Source organism: Streptomyces globosus (assembly GCF_003325375.1).
In the GTDB taxonomy this organism is placed as follows: domain Bacteria; phylum Actinomycetota; class Actinomycetes; order Streptomycetales; family Streptomycetaceae; genus Streptomyces; species Streptomyces globosus_A.
This window is the reverse complement of record NZ_CP030862.1, coordinates 2,081,113-2,095,622: the sequence shown is the minus strand read 5'-3', so window position 1 is coordinate 2,095,622 and position 14,510 is coordinate 2,081,113. Positions and strand designations below refer to the sequence as shown.

The 14,510-nt window shown below is 74.1% G+C and carries 14 protein-coding genes; 5 read left to right on the top strand and 9 right to left on the bottom strand.

Annotated elements, in window-relative coordinates:
- Window positions 1–96 precede the first annotated feature (96 nt).
- Window positions 97–1,554, top strand: coding sequence for a catalase (locus C0216_RS09600; protein WP_114054861.1), 1,458 nt, complete (start codon window positions 97–99; stop codon window positions 1,552–1,554).
- Window positions 1,555–1,960: 406 nt separating this feature from the next.
- On the opposite strand, the gene C0216_RS09595 is transcribed toward C0216_RS09600, so the two are convergent.
- Entirely contained in the window at window positions 1,961–2,248 is a 288-nt protein-coding gene (locus C0216_RS09595) for an SHOCT domain-containing protein (RefSeq protein WP_114054860.1), read from the bottom strand.
- A 22-nt stretch (window positions 2,249–2,270) separates the two neighbouring features.
- Entirely contained in the window at window positions 2,271–2,693 is a 423-nt protein-coding gene (locus C0216_RS09590) for a DUF6325 family protein (RefSeq protein WP_114058556.1), read from the bottom strand.
- A 223-nt stretch (window positions 2,694–2,916) separates the two neighbouring features.
- Between C0216_RS09590 and C0216_RS09585 the strand changes: the two genes are divergently transcribed.
- Entirely contained in the window at window positions 2,917–3,552 is a 636-nt protein-coding gene (locus tag C0216_RS09585; protein WP_114054859.1) for an HdeD family acid-resistance protein, read from the top strand.
- Between the two features lie 103 nt (window positions 3,553–3,655).
- Here the strand turns inward: C0216_RS09585 and gcl are convergent, their stop codons facing one another.
- A complete protein-coding gene (gcl, locus tag C0216_RS09580) occupies window positions 3,656–5,443 on the bottom strand; it encodes a glyoxylate carboligase (RefSeq protein ID WP_114054858.1) in 1,788 nt (595 codons plus the stop codon).
- A gap of 257 nt (window positions 5,444–5,700) precedes the next feature.
- Here gcl and C0216_RS09575 point away from each other — a divergent pair, with 257 nt between their 5' ends.
- Both C0216_RS09575 and C0216_RS09570 read left to right on the top strand, forming a co-directional pair.
- Window positions 5,701–6,474, top strand: coding sequence for a hypothetical protein (locus tag C0216_RS09575; RefSeq protein ID WP_114054857.1), 774 nt, complete (start codon window positions 5,701–5,703; stop codon window positions 6,472–6,474).
- Between the two features lie 112 nt (window positions 6,475–6,586).
- Window positions 6,587–7,078 (top strand): glutathione peroxidase, encoded by a 492-nt coding sequence (locus C0216_RS09570; protein ID WP_114054856.1) that lies wholly within the window; start codon window positions 6,587–6,589, stop codon window positions 7,076–7,078.
- A gap of 54 nt (window positions 7,079–7,132) precedes the next feature.
- Here the strand turns inward: C0216_RS09570 and C0216_RS09565 are convergent, their stop codons facing one another.
- From C0216_RS09565 to C0216_RS09545, 5 genes are all read right to left on the bottom strand, one after another.
- Window positions 7,133–8,845 (bottom strand): AMP-binding protein, encoded by a 1,713-nt coding sequence (locus C0216_RS09565; protein ID WP_114054855.1) that lies wholly within the window; start codon window positions 8,843–8,845, stop codon window positions 7,133–7,135.
- Window positions 8,846–8,881: 36 nt separating this feature from the next.
- On the bottom strand, window positions 8,882–9,997 hold the full coding sequence (locus tag C0216_RS09560) for a winged helix DNA-binding domain-containing protein (protein ID WP_114054854.1): 1,116 nt from the start codon (window positions 9,995–9,997) through the stop codon (window positions 8,882–8,884).
- 71 nt (window positions 9,998–10,068) lie between these two features.
- Window positions 10,069–10,524 (bottom strand): GNAT family N-acetyltransferase, encoded by a 456-nt coding sequence (locus C0216_RS09555; protein WP_114054853.1) that lies wholly within the window; start codon window positions 10,522–10,524, stop codon window positions 10,069–10,071.
- Window positions 10,525–10,616: 92 nt separating this feature from the next.
- Window positions 10,617–10,952: a DUF6968 family protein gene (locus C0216_RS09550; protein WP_114054852.1), complete on the bottom strand. Its 336-nt coding sequence runs from the start codon at window positions 10,950–10,952 to the stop codon at window positions 10,617–10,619.
- Window positions 10,953–11,006: 54 nt separating this feature from the next.
- Window positions 11,007–11,783, bottom strand: a complete 777-nt coding sequence (locus C0216_RS09545; protein WP_114054851.1) for a tyrosine-protein phosphatase — start codon at window positions 11,781–11,783, stop codon at window positions 11,007–11,009.
- 156 nt (window positions 11,784–11,939) lie between these two features.
- Between C0216_RS09545 and C0216_RS09540 the strand changes: the two genes are divergently transcribed.
- Entirely contained in the window at window positions 11,940–12,986 is a 1,047-nt protein-coding gene (locus C0216_RS09540) for a trypsin-like serine peptidase (protein ID WP_114054850.1), read from the top strand.
- 20 nt (window positions 12,987–13,006) lie between these two features.
- Here the strand turns inward: C0216_RS09540 and C0216_RS09535 are convergent, their stop codons facing one another.
- Window positions 13,007–14,413, bottom strand: a complete 1,407-nt coding sequence (locus C0216_RS09535) for an NAD(P)/FAD-dependent oxidoreductase (protein WP_114054849.1) — start codon at window positions 14,411–14,413, stop codon at window positions 13,007–13,009.
- Window positions 14,414–14,510: the final 97 nt, after the last annotated feature.

The window sequence follows — 14,510 nt, the reverse complement described above, 5'->3', positions numbered from 1 at the left end:
TCAACAAACTGTTGACGCTGCGTTCGGCCGATATCTAGGCTGTTCCGCATGACGGAAGCCGCTTTCCGTCAGCAGTTACCCGTACGGAAGGTCACCATGTCGAAGCGCACGCTGACGACCGAGTCCGGCGCCCCGGTCGCCGACAACCAGAACTCCGCCACCGCCGGCGTCGGTGGCCCGCTCCTCATCCAGGACCAGCAGCTCCTCGAGAAGCTCGCCCGCTTCAACCGGGAGCGCATCCCGGAGCGCGTGGTGCACGCCCGCGGCTCGGCCGCGTACGGCCACTTCGAGGTGACCGACGACGTCACCGCCTACACGAGCGCCGCGTTCCTGAACACCGTCGGCAAGAAGACCGAGACCTTCCTGCGCTTCTCCACCGTCGCCGACTCCCTCGGCGGCGCGGACGCGGTCCGCGACCCCCGGGGTTTCGCGCTGAAGTTCTACACCGAAGAGGGCAACTACGACCTCGTCGGCAACAACACCCCTGTGTTCTTCATCAAGGACCCGATCAAGTTTCCCGACTTCATCCACTCCCAGAAGCGCGACCCCTTCACGGGCAAGCAGGAGCCGGACAACGTCTGGGACTTCTGGGCGCACGCCCCCGAGGCGACGCACCAGATCACCTGGCTGATGGGCGACCGCGGCATACCTGCCTCGTACCGCCACATGAACGGCTACGGCTCGCACACCTACCAGTGGACGAACGACAAGGGCGAGGCCTTCTTCGTCAAGTACCACTTCAAGACGAACCAGGGCATCCGCTGCCTGTCCTCCGAGCAGGGCGCCGAGCTCGCCGGCCAGGACCCCAACTCGCACCAGACGGACCTGCTCCAGGCCATCGAGCGGGGCGTGTACCCGTCCTGGACGCTCTACGTCCAGATCATGCCGGCCGCCGAGGCCGAGGACTACCGCTTCAACCCGTTCGACCTCACCAAGGTGTGGCCGCACGCCGACTACCCGCTGCAGCGCGTGGGCCGCCTGGTCCTCGACCGCAACCCGGACAACGTCTTCGCCGAGGTCGAGCAGGCCGCGTTCTCCCCGAACAACTTCGTCCCCGGCATCACCGCCTCGCCGGACAAGATGCTCCAGGGCCGCCTCTTCGCGTACGCCGACGCCCAGCGCTACCGCCTCGGCGTGAACCACACCCAGCTGCCGGTCAACGCCCCGAAGGCGGCGGTCGCCGACAACTACGGCCGCGACGGCTTCATGGCCACCCGCAACGGCTCGCGGACCGACAAGAACTACGAGCCCAACTCCCACCAGGGTCCGGCCGAGACCGGCCTGGCGCTCGGCGCCCCGCGGGCCGTCTCCGGCTACACGGGCACCCACGCGGCCCCGCTGCACACCAAGGACGACGACTTCTTCCAGGCCGGCGAGCTGTACCGGCTGATGTCGGACGCCGAGAAGGAGCGGCTGGTGGCGAACATCGCCGGCGGCCTGTCCCAGGTGTCCCGCGAGGACGTCATCGAGAAGAACCTGGCTCACTTCCACGCCGCGGACGCCGACTACGGCAAGCGCGTCGAGGAGGCCGTCCGCGCCCTGCGCGACGCCTGAGCCACACAGGACGCACCGGGGCCCTGACGGGAGGTCGGGTCCCTGGTGCCGGCCCGCTGCCGAGGACCCGGATGAGGGGTGGTCCGCGGCACGGGCAGGACGAGGACCGCGGTGGCGTCGAGCCAGTGCGGTGGTAAAGGCCCCCAACGGCCCGCCTCTTGACCTGAGGGAGGCGGATCAGGGGTCCTGTCGGCGCCACCGCGGTCCCAGCCGCTCCGCGACCGCCCGGGGGCCGCGCACAGACGCCCCCGCGCACGGCCGGAGCACACCTCCCCCACAGACCCGCCCGGCGGGAGCGAACGTCCTGTCGCGCCAGCCTCGCCCCGTCGGGCGGTACAGATCCACCCGGACCAGCGCCGGGCCGCGGACGGTCCCGCGGCCCGGCGCTCCGCTGTCCGCGCGCGTCTCAGGAGCCCAGGATGCGGGCCTTCTGCGCGGCGAACTCCTCCTCGGTGAGCACCCCCTGGTCCTTGAGCGTGCCGAGCTCCTTCAGCTGGGCGATCTTGTCCTCCATGGAGGGCGCGGCCGCCGCGGGCGGGGGCTGGGAAGGCGCCTGCGGTGCCGCCGCCGCGCTCTGCTGCGCCTCCTGCTGGGCCCAGCGGCCGGCCTGGCGGCGCGAGACGCGGTTGGAGACGGCGGTGGCCGTCCCCGCGACCACCGCGGTGCGAGCGACGCCTCGAAGCAGTCCGGGCATGGTCTTCCTCCTCCGTCTCGTGTCAGGCCGCGCCGTCGAGGGCGTCCAGTGCCTCGACGATGTCCTGGACCGGTATGCGGCCGCTCGCGATCATCCGGGCGTCGGCCCGGCGCAGGGCTGCGGCCAGGGGCGCCGCCCACAGGTTCTCGTACAGGAGCACGGCCGCGGAGTCGCCCGGCCCCAGCAGCGTCCCGGCCTCGTCGAGGTCCTCCTGGCCGAGCAGGCCCGAGGAGGCCCCCTCGAAGAGGGTGAGGTCGAGGCTGCCGTCGCCCGTGACGTCGGCCAGGGCGAGGCCCCGCACCGACCCGTCCTCCTCCTTGGTGAGGAAGGTGAGGTCGAGAATGCGGATGATCCCGCGGTCCACGAGATCGGCCAGCAGGGGCATTCCCTCGCCGGTCAGGTGGCTGCCGGGGAATTCGACCACCAGGTAGTCGATGGGCCCCATCTCGTCGAGGCCGTTCTCTCTGGTCACGTCCGCTCCTCCTGTCGCATCCCGTCACACGGTCACGGACGAAGTCGACCGTAGACGCGCTGCAGCCCGCGGGAGGTCACCCCCCGCGGGTGAGGCACCGGGGCGGGCGCCGGGCCATCCTCGGGGGGAGGGGAGAGGCAGGAGCGCGCTGTCCGCGCACTCCCCTGCGCCCCGCCCGACGTGGTGAGGAGGAGCCATGAGCGCCCCCGAACGGCCCGTACCTCCGGAGCCCGCCGACGACCCCTTCGGCGGCTCCTCCGCAGCCCGCGGCGGCCCGGCCGCCGACCCCCTCGACCGGCTCGGGGCGCTCGGATCGTCCTGGAAGTGGGTGCTGGGCTCGTCGCTCGCGACCCTGGTGTTCGGCATCCTCATGCTGGTGTGGCCGGACAAGACGCTGCACCTGGTGGCGGTGCTCATCGGGCTCTACCTGCTGGTGGCGGGCGTCTTCCGGTTCGTGGCGGCGTTCGCCGGGTCCCACGAGGCCGGCGAGCGGGCGGCCGGGCTGCTGGCCGCCGTCGTGTACGTCGTGGCCGGCGTGCTCTGCCTGCGCGGCCCCCAGCTCACCATCACCGTCCTGGCGCTGGTCATCGGCATGGTGTGGCTGGCCTCCGGGATGCTGGGCGCCTACGCGGCCGTCGCGAACAGGGCGCTCCCCCACCGCGGCCTGGCGTTCGCGCTCGCGCTGCTCGGGATCGTCGCGGGCATCGTCGTGCTGTGCCTGCCGATCGAGTCCGCCGTCGCGCTCACGCGGCTGCTGGGGCTGTGGCTGATCCTGCTCGGCCTCGCGGAGGCGGCCGCCGCGTTTGCCCTGCGCTCGGCGCTGCGGCACTGACCGGGGGCCGGCGCCGGGGAAGCCCGTACGCCGCGGACGCGGAACGGCCCCCGCCCCTCCTGCGAGGGTGCGGGGGCCGCCGTGCCGTGCCGTGGTACGCCGGTCAGACCTTCAGGGCCTTGATGGCGGTCGGGGCGTGGCCGGGCTCGGTGGCGAGCTCCTCGAACTCGGTCACGTTGCTCATGTCGACCGTCTTGCTCATCGAGATGTTGGTGACGCGCTCCAGGATGGCCTCGACGACGACCGGGACCTGGTGCTCGACGGCCAGTTTCTTGGCCTGCTCGAAGGCGGCGCCCAGCTCGTCGGGGTCCGTCACGCGGATCGCCTTGACGCCCAGGCCCTCGGCGACCTTGACGTGGTCGACGCCGTAGACGCCGATCTCCGGGGTGTTGATGTTCTCGAACTCCAGGTTGACCTGGAAGTTGATGTCGAGGCCCGCCTGCGCCTGGCGGATCAGGCCGAGGTAGGCGTTGTTGACGAGGACGTGGACGTAGGGGACCTTGTGCTGCGCGGCGACCGCCAGCTCCTCGATCATGAACTGGAAGTCGTAGTCGCCGGACAGCGCGACGATCGGGGTCTCCGGGTCCGCGGTGGCGGCGCCGATGGCGGCCGGGATCGTCCAGCCGAGCGGGCCGGCCTGGCCGCAGTTGATCCAGTGGCGCGGCTTGTAGACGTGCAGGAACTGCGCGGCGGCGATCTGCGAGAGGCCGATGGTGGTGACGTAGCGCGTCTCCGGGCCGAACGCCTTGTTCATCTCCTCGTACACGCGCTGCGGCTTCATCGGGATGTTGTCGAAGTGCGTGCGGCGCTGGAGGGTGGCCTTGCGCTCCTGTGCGGAGGCGGCCCAGGCGGAGAAGTCGGGCAGCCGGCCCGCGGCCTTGAGCTCCTTCGCGATCTCGACGAACAGCTCCAGCGCGGCCCCGGCGTCGGAGGCGATGCCGTAGTCCGGGGCGAAGATCTTGCCGAGCTGGGTGGGCTCGATGTCGACGTGGACGAAGGTGCGGCCCTTGGTGTACGCCTCCAGGTTGTACCCGGTGTGGCGGTTGGCCCAGCGGTTGCCGATGCCGAGGACGAAGTCGGAGGCGAGGAAGGTCTCGTTGCCGTAGCGGTGCGAGGTCTGGACGCCGACCATGCCGGCGGCGAGCTCGTGGTCGTCCGGGATGGTGCCCCAGCCCATCAGGGTGGAGATGACCGGGACGTTGGTGAGCTCGGCGAACTCGACCAGCAGGTCGGAGGCGTCGGCGTTGATGATGCCGCCGCCGGCGACGATCAGCGGGCGCTCGGACTCCAGCAGGAGGGCCAGGGCCTTCTCGGCCTGGGCGCGGGTGGCCCGCGGCTGGTAGACCGGCAGCGGCTCGTAGGTGTCCGGGTCGAACTCGATCTCGGTGAGCTGGACGTCGATCGGCAGGTCGATGAGGACCGGGCCGGGGCGGCCGGAGCGCATCAGGTGGAAGGCCTCCTGGAAGACGCCCGGGACCTGCGCGGCCTCCAGGACCGTCGTCGCCTTCTTCGTGACGGGCCCCGCGATCGCCGCGATGTCGACGGCCTGGAAGTCCTCCTTGTGCAGCTTGGAGACCGGGGCCTGGCCGGTGATGCAGAGGATCGGGATCGAGTCGGCGATCGCCGAGTACAGGCCGGTGATCATGTCGGTGCCGGCGGGGCCGGAGGTGCCGATGCAGACGCCGATGTTGCCCGCCTTGGCCCGGGTGAAGCCCTCCGCCATGTGCGAGGCGCCCTCGACGTGGCGGGCGAGGGTGTGCTTGATGCCGCCGACGTTCTTGAGCTCTCGGTAGAACGGGTTGATCGCAGCGCCGGGCACGCCGAACGCTTGCGCGACACCCTCGCGCTTGAGGATCTCCACGGCGGCGGCTGCGGCTGTCATACGGGGCATCGGGTCTCCTGCAGGTCTGGCGGTCAGACTGTTTCCGCAATGCGGAATTTATATTCTGTTATACGGAACAAGCTAAGCGGCGGGTCGGTGCACGTCAAGGCGTCCGGGCACCCCCGAACCCACCAAATGCCGCGTCCCGTTCAAGCGGGACGCACAAACAGCGGCCCGGCGGGGCCGGAAACCGCCGCCGGGCCGCCGCGGCCGCCGCCCTTGCGGGAGCATGGACGCACCACAGCGACGGAGGAGGTCCGAGGCCCATGGCGGAAGCGGTACCGGTGCGCTGCCCGGAGTGCCTGCGCGAGAACGGCTACTGCCCCCCGGCCTTCCCGTGCGCGTGCGGCGCCCCGGCAGTGCTGCCGCTGGACCCGTCGGCCCCGCCGGCGGTGCTGACGCACCGGAACTGGTCGGAGGCGTGGGTGCGGGTGCGGTGCGCCGCGTGCGGGCGGGTCGGCGAGTGGCCGCAGCCGGAGGTCGGGTGCGGCTCGTGCGGCACGGTGGTGCGGCTCGCGGTGCTGCCGGCGGAGGCGCCGGGAGGTGCGGCGCAGGCGTACGGGGCCCCGCCCGGCGGGGCGGCACACGGCAGTTCCGGCGCGCGGCCCGCGGCGGCCGCCGCGGCCGGGGGCGGGCCGGGGGTGCCGGTGCCGCGGGTGCCGTTCCGCCCGGTGACGATCCGGACCGCGCGCGACGCCGTCGCGACGGCCGCCCTGTACCTGCGCTGGCTCGGCTTCCGCGACGTCCGCCGCCCCGAGGGCCCGCCCGTCCCGTCCGCCGCCGTGGACCTTCGCGCCCCCGGGCTCGTCGCCCAGGTGGACCCGACGACGGCGCCGGCCGGGCTGCGGGCCGTGGAGTGCGTGTGGCTGAACGGCCTTGCGGCCTCCGCCTCCTGCGTGTACTTCGCGCTCGCCGGCTACACGCACGAGGCCCGCTCCCGGGCGGACGCCCTCGGGATACCGCTGTTCATCATGGACCTGACGGGCATGCCGCAGCCGCTCAACGAGGCGGCCGAGGCCCTCGTCACGGCGGGTGCCTGACCGCCCGGACGGGGCGCCCGCCCCACCGGCCGCTCCGGCCCGCCCGGCCGCCGCGTAGGCTCGGGGCGGAAACCGCCGGCCCCGACAGTCCCTTCACCGCCGAGGAGAGCCGATGAGCCTGTACGACATCCCGCTGACCACCCTGGCCGACGAGCCCACCACCCTCGGCGAGCACAAGGGCAAGGTGATCCTGCTGGTGAACACCGCCTCCCAGTGCGGGCTCACCCCGCAGTACTCTGGCCTGGCCCGGCTGCAGTTCGCGTACGAGGCGAAGGGCTTCACCGTGGTGGGCGTGCCCTGCAACCAGTTCGGCGGGCAGGAGCCCGGCACCGCCGAGGACATCCGGACCTTCTGTGCGGCCGGCTTCGGCGTGACGTTCCCGATGCTGGAGAAGACCGAGGTCAACGGCGAGAACCGGCACCCGCTCTACCGCGAGCTGGTGCAGACCGCGGACGCCGACGGCGAGGCCGGCGACATCCAGTGGAACTTCGAGAAGTTCCTGATCTCCCCGGCCGGCGAGGTCGTCGCGCGGTTCCGGCCGCGTACGGAGCCGGAGTCCGAGGAGATCGTCTCGGCGATCGAGGCGCTGCTCCCCGCGCAGTAGTCCGCGGGCGGGCGGGGGCGGCCGGGCTTCCGGCCGCCCCCCGCCCGGCGGGCCTCAGCCCAGCTCGGCCTCGTCGTACTCGGTGCCCGACCCGGCGGCCGTGAGGGCCCGCAGCTCCACCCGGCGGATCTTGCCCGAGACCGTCTTCGGCAGCTCCGCGAACTCGATCCGCCGGATCCGCTTGTACGGGGAGAGCACCGCGCGGGAGTGCGCGAACAGGGCCCGCGCCGTCTCGGGCCCGGCCTCCCACCCGGCGGCGAGGGCGACGTACGCCTTCGGGACCGCCAGCCGCACCGGGTCCGGGGCCGGTACGACGGCCGCCTCGGCGACGGCCTCGTGCTCCAGCAGCGCGCTCTCCAGCTCGAACGGGCTGATCTTGTAGTCGGAGGCCTTGAAGACGTCGTCCGAGCGGCCGACGTAGGAGAGGTATCCGTCGGCGTCGCGCGCCGCGATGTCGCCGGTGCGGTAGAGCCCGTCCGCCATGGACTCGGCGGTCCGCTCCGGGTCGTCCCGGTAGCCGGTCATCACCCCGGCCGGGCGGGTGCCCAGGTCGACGCAGATCTCGCCCTCGTCCTGCGACTCCTTGCCGGTGACCGGGTCGAGGAGCACGATCCGGTAGCCGGGGGCGGGGCGCCCCATCGAGCCCGGCTTCACCGGCACCCCGGGGAAGTTGCCGATCTGCAGGGTGGTCTCCGTCTGGCCGAAGCCGTCGCGGACGGTGACGCCCCAGGCGTCGCGGACCTTCTCGATCACCTCCGGGTTGAGCGGCTCCCCGGCGGCGACGGCCTCGCGGGGCGGGGTCCGCAGCGTCGACAGGTCCGACTGGATCAGCATCCGCCACACCGTCGGCGGGGCGCAGAACGTCGTCACGCCGTGCCGGTCCATCAGCTCCATCAGCCGCTCCGCGTCGAAGCGGGCGTAGTTGTGCACGAAGACGGTGGCACCGGCGTTCCACGGGGCGAACAGGTTCGACCAGGCGTGCTTGGCCCAGCCGGGCGAGGCGATGTTGAGGTGGACGTCGCCGGGGCGCAGCCCGATCCAGTACATGGTGGACAGGTGGCCGATGGGGTACGAGGCGTGCGTGTGCTCGACGAGCTTGGGGCGGGCGGTGGTGCCGGAGGTGAAGTACAGCATCAGCGGGTCGTCGGCGGAGGTCTCGCCGTCGGGCGTGAAGTCGGGTTCGGCGCCGTACATGTCCGCCAACCGCCGCCAGCCCGAGGGGGCTTCGGGGCCGGCCGCGATCCTCGTGTAGGTGCCGGGCGCGGTGTCGAACTTGCCGGTGTCCTCGGCGCGCACGATCACGTGCCGTACGCGGCCCCGCTCGATGCGGTCGCGGAGGTCGGCCGTGCCGAGGAGCGGGGTGGCGGGGATGACGACGGCGCGCAGCCGCATCGCGGCGAGCATGACCTCCCACAGCTCGCGCTGGTTGCCGAGCATGACGAGGACGCGGTCGCCCGCGGCGACGCCCTGCGCGCGCAGCCAGGTGGCGGCGGAACGGGACGCGGCGGCCAGCTCCTCGAAGGTGAGGGCGTGGACGGTCCCGTCCTCTTCGGCGATGCGCAGGGCGTCGGCGGTGTTGCCGGCGGCGAGGCGGTCGAACCAGTCCTGGGCCCAGTTGAAGCTCCGCGGCCGGGGCCAGGTGAAGCCGGCGCTCGCGGCGTCGGGGTCGCCACGGTGGGCGAGGAGGAAGTCGCGGGCGGCGAGGAACTCGGCGGCGGGGTCGCCGCCGGCAGCGGTCCGGGCGGTGTCGTGGGTCATGGAGGGCATCGTGCCGTGTGCGGTGCGGGGCCCACCAGAGCGGCGTCAGCCGCGGATTGACCCGAATCGGACGGCCCCGTTCCGCTCGGTCATGCCGGCGAGCAGCCGCTCCCCTTCGGCGACGACGCGGTCCTTCTGCGCGGCGCCGATCGTGTCGAACAGCTCGACGGTGAGACCGCCGCCGTCCTGCAGCCGCCACAGCCCGGCGAGGAACCCGTCGACGAGGAGCGTGCAGTGGGCCTGGTTGCCCGACCAGCTGCGCCCCTTGAGCCGGGGCGGGACGACGCGGCTGCGGTCGGCGTGCGAGAGCAGCAGGTTGTCGAACTCCGGCAGGAAGCGGGGCGGGGCGGGCGTGTCCTCGTCGGGCCGCGGCGCACCGGGCAGGTCGAACAGCTCGACGCCCTCAGGGTCGCGGAAGACCGCCAACTCCGGCCGGAGCCGCTCGAAGGCCTCCCGCAGCCGGGTCGTCCCCGCCCACACCTGCATGTCCTTGACGGACGCGGGCCCGAAGGCCCCCAGGTAACGCAGCACGAGGTCGTCGACGCCCTGCGGCCGCTCCTGCGCGGCGGAGACGGCCTCGGCGCCGAGCCACCGCTCCACGGTCGTCAGCCGCACCTGCCCGCTGCGGCCCCACACCCCGCGGGGCGTCACCTGGACGAGCGCCAGCCGCCGGGTGGCCGCCACGGACAGCCCCAGCGGATCGGCCCCGGGCCACTCCCGCAGCAGCTCGGCCCGGATCTCGGCCATGGTCCGCGGCTCGTCCTCGACGTAGTCCCGCACCCGCCGCGTCAACCGCTCCAGGTCCACCCCGCCGAGCCCCTTCCGGAACTGTGCCACCTCCCGATCCCGCGCGGCCTGCACGAGGGGCCGCAGGGTCAGCGCGTCGTGCGCGGTATGCGTGTGGATGGTGGACCGCAGCGTCACCATCCGCACGACCTCCCGCGCCTCCATGGCCGCGGCCAGCCCGGCAGGACGGAAGGAGGCGAGGCGGGCGTGCAACTGGAAATAGGGAGGCCGCACATTCTGCGCCTGAAGCCCGACCAGCCGCGAAACGGCCTCCCCCGCCTCCACGGGAGCCCGCTCAAGCAGCATCTGCCGGGCGAGGGTGGCACGGTTGAGCGCGCGGGTGCCGAGTACGGGGTGCGTCGTCCTGGAGGCCATACCGCCAAGCTATCCGCGATCGAGGACAGAAACCGTCCTCATTCCCCCGGAAAGGCCTCGTGCCGGCCGCGTCAGGAGGTCGGCATGTCGTAGGTGATCCACATCGTGCGGGTGGCGACCCGGTCGTACTTGCTGCGGGCTCGGTGGTTGTCGTCCGCGGTGATCCAGCGGACGACGCTCCAGCCGTGCTCCGCCGCCAGGTCGCGCAGGGCCGTGAGGAGGAGGTCCGCGGCCCCCGAGCCGCGGCTTTCCGGGGCGACGAAGAGGTCGTCCAGGTAGCAGCCCGTCGTGGCGGACAGGGGGCGGGCGAAGGGGCGGTAGTGGGCGAGGCCGACCAGCCGGCCGTCGGCTGCCTCGGCGACGAGGCCGGACACCTCGTGGCCGGGGTCGTTCAGCCAGGACCACACGGTCGCCGCCATCTCCTCGGTCTGGTCGACCTCGTAGAAGTCGGCGTAGCCGCGGTAGAGGACGCGCCACTGCGCGAAGTCCCCGGCGCGGACGGGTCGGATCTGGATGCCGGTCGACATGGGCTCACCCTTCGGTCGCGGGGGCCGGTCCCCCGCCGTGCGGTCCTCCGATGATGCGGGACGGGGGCGGGGGCGGTTCCCCCGGGGCTCCGTCAGTGGAGGACGTCGGCGGCGTGCAGGCCGGGCTCGCCGAGCCAGGTGAAGGTGAGGCCGCGCTCCTCGGCCTCCTGGGCGAGGAGGCGGCGCAGGAGGTCCGCGGCGAGGGTGAGGGCCTGGATGCCGTCGATGCCGTGGACCTCGTGCACCTCTGAGCCGTCGAGGCCGTCGATGCGGCAGGGGCAGATCCAGTCGCCGGAGGGGTCCGGGTCGGGGTAGGGGGCGCCGAGTTCGAGGGCGAGCGGGAAGGGGGCGCCCTCGCCCGCGCGCGGTACGGCCTCCAGGCGGCGGTCGGCGATCAGCGTGCCCAGGGGGTGGGCGGCGGGGGTCATCGGTCCTCCGGAGGGGTGGGGCCTCGTGGTCGCCGCCATCCTTGCAGGCCCCGCTCACGGCACCAGCAGGCGCTCCCTGAGGCGTTCCGCGGTGTGCCGCGTGATGCCGACGCGGTCCGTGAGGTACGCGGCCGGCGAGCCGTGGCGGGTGGTTAGGTCGGCGAGGGCCAGGGACATCACGGTCGCCGGCGCCCGGCCGTACGCGGGCCAGCGCATGGTGCGGCCCGGGTTGGCCTCGTGCCAGTCGGCCAGGAGGCGGGCGGTGGCCGGTTCGGTCAGGGCGAAGTCGGCGAGGATCTGCTCCTCGGGCACCTCCAGGAGGGTCAGGACGAGCGCGGCGACGAGCCCGGTGCGGTCCTTGCCGGACGTGCAGTGGAACACCGCCGGCCCCGGCCCCTCGGCGAGCAGCTCCAGGACCTGCCGGATCTCGGCGGCGCCGTCCTCGGCCACCTCCGCGAACCGGTCGGCGAGGTAGCGCCAGGGGTCGACGTCCGGGTCGATGGCGGACTGGTCGTACGGGCGGTGCTCGATGCTGTGGTTGGCGTACGTGAACCGGTCAGGTTCGGGGATCCGGCCCTTGGCCTCGATCTCCCACGGGTAGCGCAGGTCGACGACGGTCCGCACGCCGAGCCCGAGGAAGCGCTCCCAGTCCGCGCCGCGCAGCTTGCCGAGGGAGTCGGCGCGGTAGAGGCGGCCCCACGCCACGGTGCGGCCGCCGGCGGTGCGGTGGCCGCCGAGGTCGCGGAAGTTGTGGAGCCGGTCGAAGGGGACGTGGCGCCGGGGGTCCTGGCGGACGGCTGCCGTCTGCTGCGGCTGTCGGACGGCGGTCAACTGCGGCTCCTCGGGGCGGGTTTCGGCGGCTCCTGCCGATCAAGGATGCCGTCTGCTGCGCCCCGCCGCGAGGCGGGCGCGTAGGGTACGGGGACCCCGGGCGCGGGCGCGGCCGCCGGACCGGGTGTCGTGCAGCCGTCCGGGCGGGAGTTCCACATGGTCAGCACCAGCACCAGCGGCAGCGGCCGCCGCTCGCGGCGTCTGCGGGTCCGGCTCCTCGTCGGCGCGGGCACGGTGCTGCTGGCCGCCGCCGGGGCGGCGTACGCGTGGGGGCTGCCCGGGATCCTCGCGCACTCGGCCACCGGCGACCGGGCGCGCGGCAGCTACGCGGCGGATCCCGCGGACGGCGACCGCGCCGCCGCGGCCCTGCTGGCCGGGGGCGTACGGCAGGTCCCGGCGGCCGGGCGGAGCGGGCCGGGCGAGGCCCCCGGCCCGGCGGAGGCGCCCGGCCCGGCGGAGGCATCCGGCCCGACCGGAGCACCCGGCCCGGCCGAGGCGCCCGGCGCGGCTGCCGGCGGCGGGCAGTCGGCCGGGCAGGCGCCCTCCGGGCCGCTCGCCGCGCGCCCCGCCGCCGCCGAGCCGGCGATCGGGGCGCTGTTCTCGCCCGGCGGGGACGGCGACGGCCCCCACCACTGCTCGGGCGTCGTCGTGCACGCGCCCGGCGGCGACTTGGTGGCCACGGCCGCGCACTGCGTGCACCGCCCGCTGCTGGGCTTCCGCACGAACCTCGTCTTCGTGCCGGGCTACCGGGACAGGCAGGCCCCGCACGGCGTGTGGGTGCCCACCCGGATCCACGTGCACCCCCGCTGGGCGGCCTCCCAGGACCCGGACCACGACATCGCGTTCCTGCGCGTCCGCCGCCCCGGCCGCCCCGGCGAGCGGCTGGAGGACACGGCCGGCGCGTACCCGGTCCGGTTCGGGGCCGGGCTGCCGCTGCCGGCGCGGCTCGTCGGCTATCCGGGCGGCGCGGAGCAGCCGCTGGACTGCTCCACCACCGCCGTCGCCGAGTCGGCCACGCAGCTGCGGCTGGACTGCGCGGACGTCCCGAACGGCACGAGCGGCGGGCCCGTCCTGGCCGGCGGCCGCACCCTGATCGGCGTCATCGGCGGCCGGGACGGCGGCGGCGACGAGTGGACCTCCTACAGCATCCGCTTCGGCGACGCGACCCGCGAGCTGTACGAACGGGCCACCCGGGCCGGGTAGCGGGCCGCCGGCCCGGCGCCTCAGCCCCGGGCGGGCGGGCCGCCGTGGTGGGCGGGGTAGGCGGCCGTCAGCGGCGGGGCCGAGGGCAGCCGCCACCTGGACAGCACCCGTACGACCGTCGCCGGTCGCAGCAGCGTCTCGGGCGGCTCGGACAGCGACAGCACGCGGAAGAAGGGGCGGGAGAGCGCCGGGTCGCTGTTCGCACCGGCGATGACCCGCGCCATGTAGTGCTGGAGCACCTTCGTCGCCCGGTCCGCGGGCGGGCCCTCCGTGCCCGGGTAGCGCATGTCCTCGCTGGTGGCGATCTGCCAGGCGGTGTCGGCGACGGCGGCGGTGCGCGTCTGGATGCGGCGGGACGCCGCGGCGACCTCGCGCGGGGTGAGTCCGCGGATGGCGGCGGCCAGGGCGCCGGCGGCGAGCGCGGCCACGGTCATGCCGTGCCCGTACACGGGGTTGAAGCGGCAGGCGGCGTCCCCGAGCACCGCGAAGCCCGGCGGCCAGCGGTCCAGGCGCTCGAAGTGGCGGCGCTCGTTGGAGGTGCTGCGGAAGCCGGTCGGCGAGGACAGCGGTTCGGCGCCGCGCAGGGCGTCGTACATGGCCGGGCTGCGCAGCGTCCGCGTGTACTCCAGGAACTCGGCGTCGCCGGTCGGCGGGGCGTGCTCGCCGTTGCCGATGAGGGTGGCGAGCCAGCGACCGTCGTGCAGGGGTACGAGCACCCCGCCGCGCGGGATGTCGGGGCGGCCCTGCACGTACATGCCGTGCCAGCGCCGCTCCGGGTCGGGCGGGAGGGAGTAGTACCGGCTGGAGTAGCCGAGGTGGGAGTCGAAGCGGGTGGTCTGCGGGGCGGGCAGGCCGAGGGCGGCGAGCCAGGCGGGGGCGCGGGAGCCGCGGCCGGTCGCGTCGACGACGAAGCGGGCCGGGAGCCGCTCGCCGCCGCGGAGCCGGACTCCGGTGACGGTACGGCCGTCCGGGCCGGTGAGGAGGCCGTCCGCGGGGACGCCGGCGCGGATGCGGATGCGGTCGTCGCGCAGGACCTCGCGGCGCAGCGTCCAGTCGATCAGCTCCCGGCCGGCGATCAGCAGGCGCGCGCCGGGCACCTGGCCGAACCAGTCGGCGGAGCTGAGCCACAGGAAGTCGCGGGGCGACTCCAGCAGGGACGCGCCGCCGGCCAGCAGCTCGCGGGTGGTGCCGGGGAGGAGTTCCTCCATGGTGTCGAGGCCGCGCGCCCAGAGCACGTGGACGTGTCTGGACTGGAGCACGCCGCGCCGGAAGGCCGGGCCGGTGTCGGGGAGTTCGTCCCGCTCCACGACGGTCACCCGGGCGAAGCGCGCTGCGAGGACCCGTGCCGCGAGCAGGCCGGCCAGTCCGCCGCCGAGCACGACGGCGTGGTCGTCGGCGCCTGGGTGGTTGTCCGTGTCGTCGTCCATGCGGCCGAGTCTGCCGCGGGGGGCGGGCCCGGGTTGAGGCCCCATCCGGGGCGCCCCGGCGCACTCCGGGGGCGGACGGTCTCATACGAGGGCGCCC